Origin of the sequence: Burkholderia sp. Ac-20379 (assembly GCF_017104645.1) — a bacterium.
Classification (GTDB): Bacteria; Pseudomonadota; Gammaproteobacteria; order Burkholderiales; family Burkholderiaceae; genus Burkholderia.
In genome coordinates this window covers 1-14,308 of the sequence record NZ_JAAGPF010000193.1, presented here as the reverse complement: position 1 = coordinate 14,308, position 14,308 = coordinate 1, and the positions used below count along the sequence as shown (strand labels likewise).

Annotated in this window: 12 protein-coding genes and 1 riboswitch; of the genes, 1 reads left to right on the top strand and 11 read right to left on the bottom strand. The window is 70.3% G+C overall.

Annotated elements, in window-relative coordinates; genetic code table 11:
- Window positions 1–5: 5 nt before the first annotated feature.
- From G3N92_RS21900 to thiC, 5 genes are all read right to left on the bottom strand, one after another.
- Complete coding sequence (locus G3N92_RS21900) at window positions 6–1,337, bottom strand: EAL domain-containing protein (RefSeq protein ID WP_206129675.1); 1,332 nt, start codon at window positions 1,335–1,337, stop codon at window positions 6–8.
- A gap of 485 nt (window positions 1,338–1,822) precedes the next feature.
- Window positions 1,823–2,758: a DMT family transporter gene (locus G3N92_RS21895; RefSeq protein WP_206129674.1), complete on the bottom strand. Its 936-nt coding sequence runs from the start codon at window positions 2,756–2,758 to the stop codon at window positions 1,823–1,825.
- Between the two features lie 248 nt (window positions 2,759–3,006).
- Window positions 3,007–3,348 carry a hypothetical protein gene (locus G3N92_RS21890; RefSeq protein ID WP_206129673.1) on the bottom strand — a complete coding sequence of 114 codons (342 nt, stop codon included), beginning with the start codon at window positions 3,346–3,348 and terminating at the stop codon, window positions 3,007–3,009.
- Between the two features lie 146 nt (window positions 3,349–3,494).
- Window positions 3,495–3,707 carry a glycine zipper 2TM domain-containing protein gene (locus G3N92_RS21885; protein ID WP_206129672.1) on the bottom strand — a complete coding sequence of 71 codons (213 nt, stop codon included), beginning with the start codon at window positions 3,705–3,707 and terminating at the stop codon, window positions 3,495–3,497.
- A gap of 212 nt (window positions 3,708–3,919) precedes the next feature.
- Window positions 3,920–5,851, bottom strand: a complete 1,932-nt coding sequence (gene thiC, locus G3N92_RS21880) for a phosphomethylpyrimidine synthase ThiC (RefSeq protein ID WP_206129671.1) — start codon at window positions 5,849–5,851, stop codon at window positions 3,920–3,922.
- Window positions 5,852–5,924: 73 nt separating this feature from the next.
- A riboswitch (TPP riboswitch) is annotated at window positions 5,925–6,048 on the bottom strand.
- Between the two features lie 478 nt (window positions 6,049–6,526).
- On the opposite strand from thiC, the gene G3N92_RS21875 reads away from it, so the two are divergent.
- On the top strand, window positions 6,527–7,462 hold the full coding sequence (locus G3N92_RS21875; protein ID WP_206129670.1) for an EamA family transporter: 936 nt from the start codon (window positions 6,527–6,529) through the stop codon (window positions 7,460–7,462).
- Window positions 7,463–7,808: 346 nt separating this feature from the next.
- On the opposite strand, the gene G3N92_RS21870 is transcribed toward G3N92_RS21875, so the two are convergent.
- The 6 genes from G3N92_RS21870 to G3N92_RS21845 form a co-directional block, all read right to left on the bottom strand.
- Entirely contained in the window at window positions 7,809–9,023 is a 1,215-nt protein-coding gene (locus G3N92_RS21870) for an MFS transporter (RefSeq protein WP_241014948.1), read from the bottom strand.
- 419 nt (window positions 9,024–9,442) lie between these two features.
- Window positions 9,443–10,267, bottom strand: a complete 825-nt coding sequence (locus G3N92_RS21865; RefSeq protein ID WP_206129668.1) for a phosphodiesterase — start codon at window positions 10,265–10,267, stop codon at window positions 9,443–9,445.
- 24 nt (window positions 10,268–10,291) lie between these two features.
- Window positions 10,292–11,326 carry an ABC transporter ATP-binding protein gene (locus tag G3N92_RS21860; protein WP_206129667.1) on the bottom strand — a complete coding sequence of 345 codons (1,035 nt, stop codon included), beginning with the start codon at window positions 11,324–11,326 and terminating at the stop codon, window positions 10,292–10,294.
- A gap of 33 nt (window positions 11,327–11,359) precedes the next feature.
- A complete protein-coding gene (locus G3N92_RS21855) occupies window positions 11,360–12,268 on the bottom strand; it encodes an ABC transporter permease subunit (protein ID WP_241014947.1) in 909 nt (302 codons plus the stop codon).
- Window positions 12,265–13,086, bottom strand: coding sequence for an ABC transporter permease (locus G3N92_RS21850; protein ID WP_206129666.1), 822 nt, complete (start codon window positions 13,084–13,086; stop codon window positions 12,265–12,267). Before G3N92_RS21850 ends, G3N92_RS21855 begins: the two co-directional genes overlap by 4 nt.
- Before the next feature lie 22 nt (window positions 13,087–13,108).
- Window positions 13,109–14,167 carry an ABC transporter substrate-binding protein gene (locus tag G3N92_RS21845; RefSeq protein ID WP_206129665.1) on the bottom strand — a complete coding sequence of 353 codons (1,059 nt, stop codon included), beginning with the start codon at window positions 14,165–14,167 and terminating at the stop codon, window positions 13,109–13,111.
- Between the last annotated feature and the right edge of the window lie 141 nt (window positions 14,168–14,308).

Genomic DNA, 14,308 nt, shown 5'->3' with positions numbered 1-14,308 from the left:
CCGGCTCAGTGAGGCTTGCCGGAACTGAGCGCGGCGACGGTCTCGTGCAGGCCGCCGTGATCGGGCACGAACTCGGCGCACACCACCACGCGCACCGGGCCGTTCGGCGGCACGGGCACCGCCACGGCGGCGGTCCAGGCGTCGCGGCCGGCCGTCAGCGAGTGATGCGGGCCGGCCACGATCACGCGGCCCGGCGTTTCCACGGCGCGTTGCCAGACGGGCAGCCGCGACCAGTTGCTGCCGATTTCGGGAAACAGCGGCGCGAGGCGCGCGGCCTGGGTGGGCGAGACGGCGCCCGGCGGGGTGATCGACGGCGCGGGCTGCACGCCGTTCTCGTCGGTCACGAACACATGCCGGATCGCGTGCATGGCGAGCAGCGGTTCGGTCGCGGCCGACAGGTCGCCGTTGCCGAGATATGCCTGCGCGGCCTCGAGCAGGCGGTTTTCGAGTTCCTCGAAGCCGGGGCCGGCCGCGAGCGCCCGCTGCGCGCGCTCGGCGCGCCGTTGCGCGTGACGCTGCCAGGCGGCGTCGATGCGCTGCGTGCTGCCCTGGCTGGCCCGTTCGAGCGAACTGTCGGGCAGGCCGAACAGGAAGCCCTGCACGAAATCGACGTCGGCATCCATCATCACCTGCAGCGCCTGTTCGGTTTCGATGCCCTCGGCCAGCACCAGCGCGCCGGCCTGATGCAGCATCGTGACGAGATGGCGGATGTTGCGGCGCGCGTCGCCGGGCTGCTGCGCGCGCTCGACGAGCGAGCGGTCGAGCTTGACGATGTCGGGACGCGCCTGCCAGACCCGGTCGAAATTCGAGAAGCCGGTGCCGAAATCGTCGACGGCGATCAGGAAGTCGCGGTGCTGGATGCGGTCGATGGTGCGCGCGAGCGCGGCCTCGTCGCGCACCGGCTGTTCGGTCACTTCGAGCACCACGCGGGTGGGCGGCAGCGCGAAGTGCGCGCATAGCGCGTCGATCGATTCGCGTTGCGCGCTGCCCGAATCGAGCATCTGCGGCATCACGTTGAGGAACAGCCAGCCCAGGCCGGTATCCTGCGCGGCGAAATTCGCGGCGTGCAGGCAGCGCGTCATGCGGTCGAGCAGGGGGGCGTCGTTGCGCGTGTGCGCAAGCGCGAACAGCGCTTCGGGTTCGAGTGATTCGTCGGGGGAGGCGTGAGCGCGCACCAGCGCTTCGTGACCGACGATGCGGCGGTGCGTGATCGACAGGATCGGCTGGAACACGCTGCTCAGGCGCATGCCGCGATAGCTCGCGCACCAGCCGCCGGCGCCGTCTGGAACGAGCAGGCTGACGAGATGTTCGAGCGTCAGTTCGGCGGACGGTGGCATTGCGCGTGGCTTCGGTAAGGCGGACGCGGCGCGATCCGGGGGATCGCCGGCGCACCGCACGGTGTCGTATGAAACGTCGGAATTGGAGCGCGGCGTGCTCGAATGGTGGGTGTCCCCGGTCTGCGGCGGCTCGCGCCCACGTACTCTACACCGAATGAATGACCGCGGAAAATGCCGTACGTCCCGAATTGTGACCGGATTCGCACGGCCTTCGGTACGGTGCCGCACGGCCGGAATTGAGGATCCTTTGGAAATCGGCGGATTCGTCGTACGCAAACGATTGGAGTGGTGCCGAATCGGCGCGGAATGTGCCGGATGGCCGCCGCGTCATCGGTCGGCCGGCCGAGCGCGAGCGTGGTGCGCCGCCGACAGGTGCGGCGCGACATGACGGTTTTCCCTGCCTGACGCCGACGATTGCGGCGGCGCGTCGAGCCGACCGAGCCGACCGAGCCGACCGAGCCGCCGCCCGCCTCAACCGGCAACGATCACCCCAACCGATCGCGCGCCGCCCCGAATCCCGGAATCCGCTTGATCGCGCCCGTGGCCAGCGCGGTGCCGAGCAGCACCACCGCGCAGCCGGCCAGCATCATCGGCGCGACCACCTCGTCGAGAAACAGCGCGCCCCACAGGATGCCGAAGATCGGGATCACGAACGTCACCGTGATCGCGCGCGACGGGCCGACCTTGGCGATCAAATAGAAGAAGATCAGATAGGCGACGCCGGTGCACAGGATGCCGAGCGCCACCACCGCGCCCCAGGCCTGCGCGGAGGCGGGCGCGGCCGGCCACGAGGCGAGCGCGAACGGCGTCAGCAGGAGCGTCGCGCCGGTCATGGTGCCGGTGGCGTTCAGCAGCGGATCGACGCCGGACAGCTTGCGCTTGGTGTAGTTGGCCGCGATGCCGTACAGCAGCGTCGCGCCGAGCGCGGCCGCCGCGGCCAGCAGCGTGGCGGACGCGCTCGCGCCGCCCGTCGCGCCGGCCGGGGCGAACATCTGATCGCCGACCAGCAGCAGCACCCCGGCGAACCCGATCACGAGCCCGAGCGTGCGCGGCGCCGACAGCCGTTCGCCGAGCCACAGATACGCGACCAGCGCGGCCCACAGCGGCGCCGTCGCGTTGATGACCGAGGTGGTGCCGGCCTGCAGCGTCAGTTCGGCGAATGCGAACAGGCAGAACGGCGCGGCCGAATTGAGCAGGCCGCACACCAGCAGCGGCCACGCGTGGCGGCGCAGCGTGCGCCAGACGGCGCCGGGGCCGAGCCGCACGAGCGCCAGCCCAAGCAGGAACAGCGCGCCGAAGCCGACGCGCAGCAGCATCAGCGGCGCCACGCCGAATTCGGCGACGCCGACGCGAATGAACAGGAACGACGCGCCCCAGAGCGAGGCGAGCAGCAGCAACAGCGAGAGTTGGCGGGTGGACATGGCGTGGTGGGCAGTGAGCGAGGAATGCGGGGCATCGTAGCCCCGCCCGCGCGCCCGATGTTACACGCCGGGATGAAACGGCAAGAAGCGGAAAAAGCAGAACACCGCACGACCGGCTGGCCACGGCCAGCCCGGCATCCTTGCATGCGCATCGATCGCCCGCGCAGGCATCGTCGTTCAACTATCGCCGCCCAACCATGGCTGCGGCGGCTACTACGGCGACCTACCGCCCCCGTCCGCCGCGGCGATCAACGCCGCCCGTGCCAGCCGCCGCCCCAGCCGCGGCCACCCCAGCCACCGCCCCAACCGCGCCCGAAACCGAAGCCGAGCGAGATCGACGGCGCCCAGAAGCCCGAATAGGCCGGGTAGTAAGCCGGTGCGGGGTAGGCAGGGTAATAGGCCGGATAGGCCGGCGCCACATAGGCGGGCGCCGGCGCCGGGTAGGTCGAGGCGGGCGCGGCGATCGGCGCCGCTTCGGTCTGCACCGGCGCGGCGGCGTAATAGCCGCCCGGATAGTAGCCGTACGGGTAATAACAGCCGGCGAGCGAAACGGTGGCGAGGCCGGCGGCGACAAGGATGCGGGTATTCATGGCGAACCTCCGGACGGAGGCGTCCGGGTCGAGGAAAGATACCCGGAGCTTAGGCGTGTCGAAGATGAAACGTTGTGTGAAACGGTAACGGCAGATTTCAGCGTTCGCATCGCACCGGCCGTTTCAGGCCGCGCCCGGCATGACGGTTACTTGCCGACCTGATTGCCGATGATGCCGCCGGCGGCCGCGCCGCCCAGCGTCGACAGCGCGCTGCCGCCGATCGCCGCGCCTGCCACGCCGCCCACGCCGGCACCGATCGCGGTGTCGCGCTGACGCGTGGTCATCGAATCGCAGGCCGACAGGCTCGCGAGGGTGGCGATCAGGATGGCGCCGATGCCGGCTTGTCGAATCGCGTTCATGACAGTGTCCTCACAGGGTGGGAAAAGGCAGGCACGCACCGTGCCGCTGCAACCCTGCGGCGGCATCCGCGCCCGACGTTACCAATGTAGGCGAGCGCGCCCGGCCCTGCTGTAAGGACTTGTTAAGCCGCTTTTCCGGCGTAATCAAATGTATCTTCGCGGGCACGCCGCTTGCGAAATGTTGCGCCGCCGCGTGCCCGCTGCGCGCCGTCTTACTGGCGGTGATAGATCTCGGCGCCGGTCTTCACGAACTCGACGGCCTTGACCTCCATGCCCTTCTTGAGCGCCTCGATCTCCGTCACGCCCTGCTTGGCCGCGAAGTCGCGCACGTCCTGCGTGATCTTCATCGAGCAGAAGTGCGGGCCGCACATCGAGCAGAAGTGCGCGACCTTGGCAGAATCCTTCGGCAGCGTTTCGTCGTGGAATTCGCGCGCCTTGTCCGGGTCGAGGCCGATGTTGAACTGATCTTCCCAGCGGAACTCGAAGCGCGCCTTCGACAGCGCGTTGTCGCGCACCTGCGCGCCCGGGTGGCCCTTGGCCAGATCGGCCGCGTGCGCCGCGAGCTTGTAGGTGATGATCCCTTCCTTCACGTCGGCCTTGTTCGGCAGCCCCAGGTGCTCCTTCGGCGTGACGTAGCAGAGCATCGCCGTGCCGAACCAGCCGATCATCGCCGCGCCGATGCCCGACGTGATGTGGTCGTAGCCCGGTGCGATGTCGGTCGTCAGCGGCCCGAGCGTGTAGAACGGCGCTTCGTCGCACCACTCGAGCTGCAGGTCCATGTTTTCCTTGATCAGCTGCATCGGCACGTGGCCGGGGCCTTCGATCATCACCTGCACGTCGTGCTTCCAGGCGATCTGCGTCAGTTCGCCGAGCGTCTTCAGCTCGCCGAGCTGCGCTTCGTCGTTCGCATCGTAGATCGAGCCGGGGCGCAGGCCGTCGCCGAGCGAGAAGCTCACGTCGTAGGCCTTCATGATTTCGCAGATGTCCTCGAAGTGCTCGTACAGGAAGCTCTCCTTGTGATGCGCGAGACACCACTTCGCCATGATCGAGCCGCCGCGCGACACGATGCCGGTCATGCGGTTGGCCGTCAGCGGCACGTATTGCAGGCGCACGCCGGCGTGGATCGTGAAGTAGTCCACGCCTTGCTCGGCCTGCTCGATCAGCGTGTCGCGGAAGATTTCCCAGGTCAGATCCTCGGCCTTGCCGTTGACCTTCTCCAGCGCCTGGTAGATCGGCACCGTGCCGATCGGCACCGGGCTGTTGCGGATGATCCACTCGCGCGTTTCGTGGATGTGCTTGCCGGTGGACAGATCCATCACCGTGTCGCCGCCCCAGCGGATCGCCCACGTCATCTTGTCGACTTCCTCGCCGATCGACGAGGTCACGGCTGAATTGCCGATGTTCGCGTTGATCTTCACGAGGAAGTTGCGGCCGATGATCATCGGCTCCGATTCCGGGTGGTTGATGTTGGCGGGGATGATCGCGCGGCCGCGCGCCACTTCCTCGCGCACGAACTCGGGCGTGATCTCCTGCAGCGCCTGCTCGCCGAACGCGGCGGCGCCGAACGCCTGGCCGCGGTGCTGGCGGCCCATCATGGCGGCCAGCTTGGCGCCGTTCGGGCCGCTCGTCTTCAGGCTTTCGAGATATTCGGCGCGGCGCTGGTTCTCGCGGATCGCGATGTATTCCATTTCCGGCGTGACGATGCCCTGGCGCGCGTAGTGCATCTGCGTGACGTTCTTGCCGGCCGCGGCGCGGCGCGGGTTGCGGTGCAGGCCCGGGAAGCGCAGCTCGGCGGTGGCCGGATCGGCCGCGCGCTCGAGGCCGTATTCGCTCGACAGGCCGTCGAGCGTTTCGGTGTCGCCGCGCGCCTCGATCCAGCCCTGGCGCAGCGCCGGCAGGCCCGAGCGGATGTCGATGGTCGCGTCCGGATCCGTGTACGGGCCGGACGTGTCGTACACGTAGATCGGCGGATTCTTCTCGCCGCCGAAGCCGGTCGGCGTGTCGGCCTGCGTGATCTCGCGCATCGGCACGCGGATGTCCGGCTGCGTGCCGGTCACGTAGACCTTGCGCGAATTGGGCAGCGGAGCGACGGCGGCGGCGTCGACGCGGGCGTCGGCGGACAGGAACTTCGGATTGGCATTCATGCGTTCATCTCCTGATGTGGGGCGCTAAGCAGGAGACGAAATAGGCGGCAGGCTGGCCGGAAGGACGACGGATGGCGCAAGCCCGTACGCTTCCCTGCGCTGGCATTATCCAGATCAGGTTCAAAGGGTATTTCTCACCCGCGAAGCGCCGCATCCCGAACTCCGGACCGCGCCACGCAGGACCCCCGCGTTAGCAAGGCCGAACGATACACCCGGACGGCCGAGGTTTCAACCGGTCGGGATACCGATTGCCGGCGGCGAAAGAGCGGGGCGGGCGGCCCGGCGTTGTCGTTTGATGGCTGATTCCGGTCGTCTGGCGACAACTGCCGGGCGGCGGTGTCGCGCCGAAACGTCAGCGCCGCGCATTTCCTGATTGACCCCGAATTTCGTTCGTGGCGTTCATGCATAATGCTTTCGACGCGCTGCGGGTCGCAGCGCCCCCCGCGCTGCCGGGCCAGTTCGACTTCCTTCGGTTCCGTTCTCGACGACATGCCGTCCCGCCTGTTTTTCCTTGCCGCTCCGGCTCATTGCCGGCCGCGCGTGCACGCCCGTTTTCTCCATTCCGATCGCTTCGCGGCGCCGTGCGCCGAGGCCCCGCCGGTGTCCGGCGCGCCTCGACCGTGCGCCGCCTCGCCGTCCGCACCGGCCGCCACCCCGTTCGCGTCGAGCTGAGCCATGACCCCGTTCGACCGACTGCTCGCCCTCGCGGGGCGTATCCGCATCCGCCTGCCCGAAAGCCGCGGCGGGCGCATCGCGCTGGCCCTCGCGTTCATCTATTTCGTCTGGGGCTCGACCTATCTGGCGCTCCATATCGCGCTCGAGGCGTTTCCGCCGCTGCTGCTGTCGGGGCTGCGCAACGGCATCGCCGGGATCGGGCTGTTCGTGTTCGCGATGCGCCGCAAGCCGGCCATGCCGTCGCTGCTCGAGATCCGCAACGCGGCGATCGTCGGCACCATGCTGGTGGCCGCCTCGTCGGGGCTGATCGCGCTCGGCATGCGCACCGTCAGCAGCGGCTCGGCGGCCGTGATGGTGGCTACCGTGCCGTTGTTCGCCACCGTGATCGCCGCGATCGCCGGGCGCGCGATCGCGCGCGGCGAGTGGGTGGCCGTGGGGCTCGGGATGGTGGGGATCGTGATCCTCAATTCGGGCGGGCCGTCCACGCCCGGCTCGACGCTCGGCAGCATCTCGGTGCTGTGCGGCGGGCTGTTCTGGGCGGGCGGCGTGCATCTGTCGAGCCGGCTCAAGCTGCCGTCAGATCTGTTTCTCTCCACGGCGCTGCAGATCGGGCTGGGCGGGCTGGCCTCGTCGATCGCGGCGTTCTTCCTCGGCGAGCGCAGCGTGCATTTCGCCGTGCTGCCGACGTTCGCGTTCCTGTACCTGATGATCTTCGGCACGATGATCGCGTACGTGGCCTACGGCTACCTGATCCGCAACACCAGCCCGGTGCTGGCGAGCAGCTGCATGTACGTGAACCCGATCGTCGCCGTGGCGCTCGGCGCGCTGCTGCTCGGCGAGCCGGTGACGACGGCCACCGTGGTGGCGACGCTGGCGATTCTCGGCAGCGTGGGGTTGTCGTTCGTCTGCGATCCGGCGCGCAAGCCGGCGCGGTGAGGCGGGCGGGGGCTGCTGGGTTGACGGGCAGCGGGGCGGGTTCGCCGTTGATCGGCGATCCTGCGCGGGTGGCAGGGGCGTTGCTTGAGTGAACGGCGGCGGCGCGTCGCTGGCGATTCCTGGTGGCGTGGATTTGCCGTGGGGCGGCGATCCGGCGCAGGTGGGCAGGGGCGCTGCCGGACTGAACGGCGGCGTGCCGCTGACGATTCCCGGCGGCGCAAGTTCGCCGTTGATCGCTGATCCGCCGCGGTAAAGCGAGCCGTCACGCAGCCCGCCTGAGAGACAGCCGCGCACGCCCGTTGCGCCACCCGCGCCCGCGTCGTTTCAATCCTGCTTCAATCCTGCTTCAATCCGTATGCCGCGCCCCGCGATGATGAATCGCGCCGGCCAGCAGCGCGAACGCCAGCCCGACCGCGCACACGCCGCTCCAGCCGGCCAGGCGCCACGCTTCCACGCCGGCCGACGAGCCGAGCGCCCCGCCGATGAAATAGCAGACCATGTAGACCGTGTTGACGCGGCTGCGCGCCTCGGGCTTCAGTGCGTAGATGCGCGACTGGTTCGAGATCTGCGCGGCCTGCACGCCCACGTCGAGCACGATCACGCCGATCACGAGGCCGATCAGGCTGCTCACCGACACCGCGAAGATGCCGAACGACACCGCCACCAGCCAGATCGACAGCGTGATGACCGCGCGCGGCCCGCGCTTGTCGGCCGATTTGCCCGCGTAGGGCGCGGCCAGCGCCCCCGCCGCGCCGACGATGCCGAACAGGCCCGCGATCTGCGGCCCGTAGTGGAACGGCGCGCCGGCCAGCAGCAATGTCAGCGCGGGCCAGAACGCGCTGAACGCGCCGAACATCGCCGCGCCGGTGGCCGCCGCGTAGCGCAGCCCGCGCAGTTCCACGGCCAGGTGCCAGAGCGAAGCCAGCAACTGCGGATAGCGCAGCGTCGAGGTGGGCGTGCTGCGCGGCAGGCGCAGCACCACCGCCACGGCCACCGCCAGCAGCGCCGCCACCGAGGCCACGAACACCGCGCGCCAGCCGAAGTATTCGCCGACGAAGCCGGCCGCCGTGCGCGCCAGCAGGATCCCCATCAGCAGCCCGCTCATCACCGTGCCGACCGCCGCGCCGCGTTCGGCCGGCGGCGCGATCTCGGCCGCGAACGGCACGGCCTGCTGCGCGATGGTGCCGAGCACGCCGATCGCGAGGCTGGCCGCGGCCAGCACCGGCAGCGCCGGCGCGGCGGCGGCCACCAGCAGCGCGACCGACAGGCCCGCGATCTGCAGCAGGATCAGCTTGCGACGGTCGAAGCGGTCGCCGAGCGGCGCGAGCAGCAGCATGCCGGCCGCGTAGCCGAGCTGGGTGGCGGTCGGCACCACGCCGATCCAGTTGGCGTCGGCGGGGAACGCGTTGCGCAGCGCGCCGAGCAGCGGCTGGTTGTAGTAGATGTTGGCGACCGACACGCCTGCGATGGTCGCGAGCAGGAGCAGCAGGCCGCGCGAATAGTGGCGATGCGGGTGGTGCGCGTCGGACTGTGAAGCGGCTGAGCGGGGCGAGCTGGACATGGCGAGAGCGGATCGGAGCGTGACGGCGCCGGGGCATGACGGGCCGTGTGCGCGTCGCTCGAGGCGCGCGCGCCGGGCCGGCCGGCGAAGGCTGCCGATCATACCGGAGCGGCATGAACTCTGCCGGCGCGGCGATCCGGCTGCGCGGGCGGGCGCAGTACGGCTCCGGAACGCGCCCGGCAAGTCGGTCGATCGACAGCCCAGCCGCATCGTGGAACAGGGGCGGCTCGTCGCCGTCCTTCAGGTGAATGCGATGCGCAGGCAATGACCGCCGCCTCCCCCCCCCGAAACACGCCCCCGCGCGTCGGTCGATCGACAGCCCGGCCGCGTCGTGGAGCGGGTGCGGCCCGTCGCCGTCCTTCAGGTGAAGGTGATGCGCAGGCGATAACCGCCGCCACCCCGAAACACGCCCCCGAGTGTCAGTCGATCAACGCCCCGGCCGCGTCGTGGAACGGGTGCGGCCCGTCGCTGTCCTCGACATAGACGTGATGCGTGGTCAGCCCTTCGGCCGGATCGTAGCGATGCACGGCGAAGGCGGGCGGCTCGATCGCGAACGCCGACGCCGCGTCGCGCCGCAAATCGAACGCCACCTGATGCGCGGGCGCGGGCACGGCCGACGCGACGGTGCCGCCGAAGCGCGCGAACACGGTGCGATGCACGTGCCCGCACAGCACGCGCTCGACGTTGGCGTGACGGCGCAGCAGCGCGTCGAGCCGGTGCGAGGCGTCGGGGTCGAGCCGCTGGCGATCCATGTGATCGATGCCCGAGGCGAACGGCGGATGATGCAGCGCGACGATCACCGGGCGGCGCGCGGCCGCGTCGAGTTCGTCGGCGAGCCAGCCGAGCCGCGCCGGGCACAGCGTGCCGCCGCTCACGCCGGGAATCTGCGAATCGAGCGCGATCACGCGCAGCGGCCCGAGATCGAGCGCGTACTGCACGAATTCGCCGCCCTGCAGTTCGGCGCGCTCGTCGAACACGCGCCGCAGCGCGCCGCGTTCGTCGTGATTGCCGATCAGCAGGTAGTACGGAATTTCGAGCGGCGCGAGCAGCCGCTTCAGGTGCTGGTATTCCTCGTCGTGACCGAAATCGGTCAGGTCGCCGGTGATGAGCACGGCGTCGGGGCGCGGCGCAAGCGCATTGAGGCGCGCGACGGTGCGCGCGAGGCTGGCCGCGGTGTCGACGCGGCGGTAGGCGAGCGCGCCCGGGCGCTTGATGTGCAGATCGCTGATCTGGGCGAGCAGCATGGTGGGTCCGTGTTGCGAGGTGATTTAGGGGAGAACGATCAAGCCGGCGGCGTCGATCGTCAGGCCGACGGCCGTGCCGCGCGCGAGCGCGATGCGGCCGGGCACGTCGATCGCGAGCGCGTCGGGCGCCGCGTGTTCGATGGTCAGCCGCGTGCGTTCGCCGAGGAACGCGCACGCGGCCACCGCGCCGCGCAACTGCGTGGCGGGATCGCCCGGATCGGCGAGCCGCGCGTCCTCGGGGCGGAAAAACAGTTCGTCTGCCGGGCGAGCGCTCGGCACCGCGCCGCCGGCCGTGTGCAGCGCGCCGTCGCGCCAGACGCCCGCCAGCCGGTTCAGCGTGCCGATGAACTGCGCGACCGTGCGGTTGGCCGGCTGGTAATAGATCTCGCGCGGCGTGCCGATCTGCTCGATGCGGCCCGCGCTCATCACCACGATGCGGTCGCCGAGTTCCATCGCCTCGGCCTGATCGTGCGTGACGTAGACGGTCGTCACGCCGAGCTCGCGCAGCAGCGCGTTCATGTCGCGGCGCAGCGTGTCGCGCAGCTTCGCGTCGAGCGCCGTCAGCGGCTCGTCGAGCAGCAGCACGCGCGGGCGCACCGCCAGCGCGCGGGCCAATGCGACGCGCTGGCGCTGGCCGCCCGACAGCTCGGTCACCGGCTTCTCCGCGTGCGCGCTCAACTGCATCATCGCGAGCAATTCGTCGACGCGCGTGCGCAGCGTAACCGCATCGGTGCGCCGGATCTTCAGGCCGTAGCCGACGTTGCCGCGCACCGTCAGGTTCGGGAACAGCGCGTAGTTCTGAAACACCATGCCCACCTGGCGGCGCTCGATCGGCAGCGCCGTCACGTCCTCGCCGCCGAACGCGATCGTGCCGCCCGCATCGGGCGTGTCGAGGCCGGCGATCAGGCGCAGCGTGGTGGTCTTGCCGCAGCCGGACGGGCCGAGCAGCACCAGCGTCTCGCCCGCGCCGATCGCGAGATCGAGCGGTTCGAGCACGCGCGTGGCGCGAAAGGTCTTGGCGCAGCGCGCGAGCGTGACGGGGATCGAATCGAGCTTCATCGGCGGGTGGGGCGGGGGAACATGGGATGGCGCTCAGGCGGACGGTTCGCGCGCGGCGGGCGCGGGCGAAGCGGGCGGCTTGGCCGAATCGGGCGACGCCTCGCCCACGCGCGTGCCGGTCGCATCGATGCCGAGCCACTGCATCGCCACCAGCAGCGGCAGCGTCATCAGCAGGAACAGGATCGTGTAGGCGCTGCCGATCTCGATGCGCAGCGACGCGTAGGTGTCGGCCAGCCCCACCGGCAGCGTCTTGGTGTCGGGCGTGTGCAGCATCCAGGTCAGGTTGAATTCGCCGATCGACAGCGTCAGCACGGCCAGCGCGCCGGCCACGATGCCGGGGCGCAGGTTCGGCAGCACGATGGTGACGAAGCGCGTCGGGAACGACGCGCCGAGGCTGGCCGCGCCTTCTTCCAGCGTACGCAGGTCGGCGCGCGCGGCCACTGCCGCCACGGCGCGCACCATGAACGGCAGCGTGAACACCGTATGCCCGGCGACGATGAACCACAGGCTGGTGCGGAACGCCGCGAAGCCGCCGTACACGCTCAACAGCCCCAGCGCCGACGCCAGCCCCGGCAGCGCCACCGGCAGCACCAGCGCTTCCTCGGCCAGCCGCGCCGCGCGATGGCGGCTGCGCGCGAGCGCGTAGGCGGCCGGCACGCCGGTGACGAGCGTGACCGCCAGCGTGGCCGCCGCCACCTCGAGCGAGAGGAACACCGAGTCGTGATACTCCGTCCACACCTGGGCGAGCCAGCGCAGCGTGAGCCCGCTCGACGGGCCGCGCAGGTAGTTGACGGTCAGCCCGGCCAGCACCGACATCGCCACCGGCACGAGCAGGAACGCGCACAGCGCGAGCGTGACGGCCCATTGCGCGCCGAGCGCGACGGCGCGGCCCGACGGCAGGCTCAGGCGGCGGGACTGGCGGTGCGGACTCGGCGCGCTCATGCCGCCGCCGCCGTCTGGCCGGTCAGGCTGCGCGCCACGGCCAGCACCGCCCAGGTGACGAGGCCGAGCACGATCGACAGGCCCGCCGCCGTCGCCACGTTCGCGTTCAGCGTGAATTCGGTGTAGATCGTCATCGGCAGCACGTCGAGCTCGGTGGCGAGCGTGAACGCCGTGCCGAACGCGCCCATCGAGGTGGCGAAGCAGATCGCGCCCGAGGCGATCAGGCCCGGCGCGAGCGCCGGCAGCACGATGTCGGCGAACACGCGCCACGGCGACGCGCCGAGCGAGCGCGCCGCTTCTTCCAGCGACGGATCGAGCTTCGAGGCCGCCGCCATCACCGTGACGATCACGCGCGGAATCGAGAAATACAGATAACCCGTGAACAGCCCCGCCACCGAATAGGCGAACACCCAGCGGTCGCCGGTCAGCTTGGCCGACAGCAGGCCGATCAGCCCTTGCCGCCCGGCCAGCATGATCACCATGAAGCCCACCACCACGCCCGGAAACGCGAGCGGAAACGTCAGCAGCGCGACCAGCAGGCGCTTGCCGGCGAAGCGGCGGCGCGCGAGCAGCAGCCCCGACGCGGTGGCCAGCGCGAGCGTCAGCGCCGTGACCGCGGCCGACAGCGCGACCGTCGAGGCCAGGCTCGTCATGTAGCGCGCATTGCCGAGCAGCGCGAGATAGGTGGCCACGACGTTGTCGCCGGCCGACACGCGCGCGAGCACCGCCATCGGCAGCAGCCAGAACGCCGCGAACACCGCGAGCGCCGGTGCGACCAGCGCGATGCGCCAGCCGGCGGGAAACGTGAGATCGCGCATCGCGTCGCCTCGCTCCGTCCGCTTACCGCAGCGCCTGCAGATACTGCTGGCCGAACGCCTGCTGGCCTGTCGCGAGCTTGTTCAGGTCGACCTTCTTCGCACGCGCGTAATCGCTCGCCGGCAGGAACTTCGCGGCGGCCGCCGGGCTGATCGTCTGCGGCCGCACCGGGCGCACATAGGCGTCGGCCCATTGCTTCTGGCCGTCGTCGGACAGCACGAAATCGAGCACTTTGCGGCCGTTCGCCGCGTGCGGCGCGTGCTTCACGAGGCTCATCACGTAGGGCACCGAGATCGTGCCTTCGGCCGGGATCACGAACGCCACGTTGGCGCGATCCTTGTATTCGGCGCGATAGGCGTCGAAGTCGTAGTCGATCAGGATCGGGATCTCGCCCGACAGCACGCGCGCGTAGGCCGTCTGCTTCGGCACGATCGGCTGGTTCGCCTTGAGCTTGCGGAACCAGTCGAGCGCGGGCGCGAAGTTGTCGAACGAGCCGCCGAGCGCCTGGTTGACCGCCACCGCGCCCACGTAGCCGACGAACGCGCTGGACGGATCGAGGTAGCCGATCATGCCTTTGTATTCGGGCTTGAGCAGGTCGGCCCACGAGCGCGGCACCGGCTTGCCGTCGAGCGCGTCCTGGTTGACGAAGAAGCCGAGCGTGCCCGAATGGATCGCGAACCAGTAGCCCTGCGGATCCTTCATGTCGGCCGGGATCTGATCCCAGTGCGGCGGCTTGTACGGCTCGGTCAGCCCGCGCGCCTTCGCCTGGATCGCCGCCGACACGCCCAGGTAGACCACGTCCGCCACCGGGCTTTTCTGCTCCGCGATCAGTTGCGCGAGCGCCTGGCCCGAGTTCTTGTTGTCGGCCGGCACGCGGATGCCCGTCTTCTGCCGGATCGCCGCGATCTGCGCGGCCCAGTCGGCCCATTCGGGCGGGCAGTTGTAGCAGATCGCGGTGTCGTCGGCGCGCGCGGCGGCCGGTGCGATCGCAGCCAGCGAGCCGAGCGCGGCGAGGGCCGACAGCGTGACAACGGCGCGGCGCAGCGCGTTCGGCAGCGTGCGCGTGAGGCGTGGGCGAAACATCAAGCAAGTCTCCTGACGGGTGCGAGGGCGTCGGTATCCCCGGCGGCGGGCGCGGCCGGGAACGGGGCGGCGGACGGTGCATGCCGTCCGCTCGATACGTGGGGGCGCGCCGCGGCCGCGCCGGCCGGCTCGGAGGCCGCG